This is a genomic window from Anabaena sp. UHCC 0253 (assembly GCF_009712085.1).
Classification (GTDB): domain Bacteria; phylum Cyanobacteriota; class Cyanobacteriia; order Cyanobacteriales; family Nostocaceae; genus Dolichospermum.
This window is the reverse complement of the sequence record NZ_VILD01000001.1, coordinates 855,693-858,956: the sequence shown is the minus strand read 5'-3', so window position 1 is coordinate 858,956 and position 3,264 is coordinate 855,693. Positions and strand designations below refer to the sequence as shown.

1 protein-coding gene and 1 pseudogene are annotated in these 3,264 nt (G+C 42.1%); both read left to right on the top strand.

Translation table 11 applies throughout. The annotated features are described in order from the left end of the window. A pseudogene (locus FJR38_RS03785) lies at positions 1-1,444 on the top strand (hypothetical protein); the annotation flags it as partial. Continuing rightward, positions 1,441-3,189, top strand: coding sequence for a ShlB/FhaC/HecB family hemolysin secretion/activation protein (locus tag FJR38_RS03780; protein ID WP_168496058.1), 1,749 nt, complete (start codon positions 1,441-1,443; stop codon positions 3,187-3,189). The pseudogene FJR38_RS03785 and the gene FJR38_RS03780, both read left to right, overlap by 4 nt. Positions 3,190-3,264 lie beyond the last annotated feature (75 nt).

Below are 3,264 nucleotides of genomic sequence, written 5' to 3'. Positions count from 1 at the left end.
ACAGCAGCAAGATATTAGTCAGGGAAATGATGGCTATATTGACATCGCCACAGGCAGCTTGTCTCTGACTGATGGCGCTCAAATTAACTCCAGTCTAGTTGATAAAGGAAACAAAGTTGGCTCTATTTCTATTAAGGCAAAAGATAGTTTATTACTTCAGGGGAATTCGAGCCTCAAGAACACAGACGATCAGACAGGTATTTTCACTCAAATTATTGACAAAGGTGAATTGCTTGACTCCGATGGCAAGGGAAACGTTACAATTAATACAAATCAGCTGATTATCAAAGATGACGCTCGTTTGTCAGCAGATAGCTATAGAAAAGGTGATGCAGGTGATATCAAAGTCAATGCACAACAGATTGAGTTAAAGAATGACGGAAGAATTATCAGCGTTGTTAGAGACAACGTGGATGGTAATAGTGGAAATATTGAAATCAACAGTCGCACTCTTGCTGTTACAGATAATGCACGTATATCTGTGAGTAATCTAGGCAAAGGTAATGCTGGCAATGTCATAATTAATGTTTCTGACTTAGTGTTCCTAGAAGGAAAGGGTCGGATTTCTAGTAGTGTCAGAAACACAGCAACAGGCAAAGGTGGAAATATTAATATTGACACTAACTTCTTGACTGCTGACAAAGGAACAATAGAAGCTCAGAATCAAGGTCAAGGAGATGGTGGTAAAATTGCTATTAAAACAAATAATTTGCTACTTCGTCGCCAAAGTAAAATTACTGCTACCGCAGGTTCAATAGATAATCCTGGTAATGGTGGTAGCATCACGATTGATGCCAAGGATGGATTTGTTGTAGCAGTACCATCGGAAGACAGCGATATTATTGCCAATGCCTTTGGTGGTAAGGGTGGCACGATTGTGATTACTGCTAACCGCATTCTCGGATTTCAAAACCAGGAAAATTTGAGTTCAGAACAACTGATGAAACTTGATAAAAATGGCATCAGTGACATCAGCGCAAGTTCCGATGTGGGTGAAAATGGAGAAGTATCGTTGAATACTCTCAGTATTGACCCTACTCAGGGACTTGTGACACTGCCGACAAATCTAGTAGACACTTCTAGATTAATTGCTCAAGCCTGCGGTAGTAACAGTAACGTTGCTCAAGGAAAAAGTGAGTTTGTAATTACTGGACGTGGCGGACTACCTCCTAGTCCTGATGATACTCTCAAGCCTGGAGCTATTTCACCGGAATGGGTAGCAAATAATACTGTAAATGCTGGTAATAATTTAGGAAGTATGACGGAGATGAATTTCAGGCAATTATCAGCAAATAATTCCGATACCTTAGTAGAAGCAGTGGGCATGATACGCAGTGCTAATGGAGAGATTGTTTTAACGGCTCAACCAACAACCGCTACTGGGTTACTGTCGGGGCTATCTAGTCAGGTTTGTAGTGTTGTGCAAGGGGATATCAGACAATGAACCGACTGAGTAGGCGATCGCCTCATCTATATCAAGACTATTCACATCAGGTTTATAGATTATTCCTAATCACAGGGTTAATTCTTGGTGTTTATGCACAACCCTTAGCGGCTCAAAATGCTCCCATAGAGGTAAAACCGCCTTCAATACAACCATTACCCCAACCACAACCATTACCAGAACTACCACCTCCAGAACAGCTACTACCCACTGCACCCCAGTCACCAACTCAACCAGATGTTAATCCTGAAACGTTAGCGGAAACCTTGATTGTAGAACGGTTTGAGTTTTTAGGAAACACAGTTTTTAGCAACGAAGAACTGGCGAAGGTGACAGACCTTTACCTCAAACGCCCAGTAACCTTTAATGACTTACTCCAACTCCGATCAAAACTGACGCAATTATATATAAATAGAGGCTATATCACCTCTGGAGTGATTATTCCCCCCCAAACTGTGAAAGCAGGGGTAGTGGTAATGCAGGCGGTAGAAGGAAGTTTAGAAAAGATCAATGTTACAGGTACAAGCCGCCTCAACCCCAACTATATCCGCGATCGCTTGGCGATTGCTGCTGGTAAACCACTATCGCGCGATCGCCTACTTGTAGGACTGCAACTATTACAACTAGATCCTTTAATTGAAAGTATATTTACAGATTTACAAGCCGGGATTCGTCCGGGGACTAATATATTAGAAGTTAAAGTTACGGAAGCCAATACTTTTAGCACTCAACTAGCTCTAGATAACCAACGCAGTCCGAGTGTGGGAAGTTTTCGCCGACGCATCAATCTTAGCGAAGCCAATTTGTTAGGGCTAGGAGATGGTTTAAGTTTAGGTTACACCAATACTGATGGAAGTAATGGCTTTGATGTCAGCTATAGCCTACCCGTGAATCCACGTAACGGAAAGCTGATTTTTAGCTATGGTAATACTAATAGTGATGTTATAGAGCGTCCTTTTAACTCTTTGGATGTCAACTCCCAGTCCAGATACTACGAATTAACCTTCCGTCAACCCCTCTTACAAACTCCCACCCAAGAGTTCACTTTAGGAATCACCGCCAGCCATCAAGCAAGTCAAACATTTTTAGGTTTTGACAACATTGGGGCGTTTCCCCTAGCGGTTGGTGCTGATGACCAAGGAAACACGAGGGTTTCTGCTGTCCGATTTTTTCAAGAATGGACTCAACGCAGTAGCCAACAAGTCATAGCAGCGCGATCGCAATTTAATGTCGGCTTGGGAATTTTAGATGCCACAATCAATAACGATGCACCTGATAGTAATTTTTTTAGCTGGCGAGGACAAGCACAATGGCTGCGCCAACTAGCTCCTGATACCTTAGTGCTGCTACAAGCTGATATGCAGTTAGCCGATAGAAGACTGTTAGGACTCGAACAATTTGGTATCGGCGGACAAACAACTGTGCGCGGATACCGTCAGGATCAATTGTTAACAGATAACGGTGTGCAAGCAACCGCAGAAATTCGCTTCCCAATTGCGCGAGTTTCTCAAGGAGTCTTGCAACTCACGCCTTTTGTAGATATAGGTACAGGCTGGAATAATGGCGGTTCAAATCCCGATAATAACACTTTAATCGGTACGGGTATGGGCTTACTGTGGCGACAGGGTAATAATTTCACTGCTCGTTTAGATTGGGGTATTCCGCTGACATCAGTTAATTCTCAAACGGATAAAACATGGCAAGAAAACGGTTTGTATTTCTCTTTGATCTATACAAATTTTTAATTTGGGGATTGATGCTAAAAGTGAAAAAATTTTCTGAAAAACAAAGCCAGAAATTCTGGTATGGAGTTTTGGCTT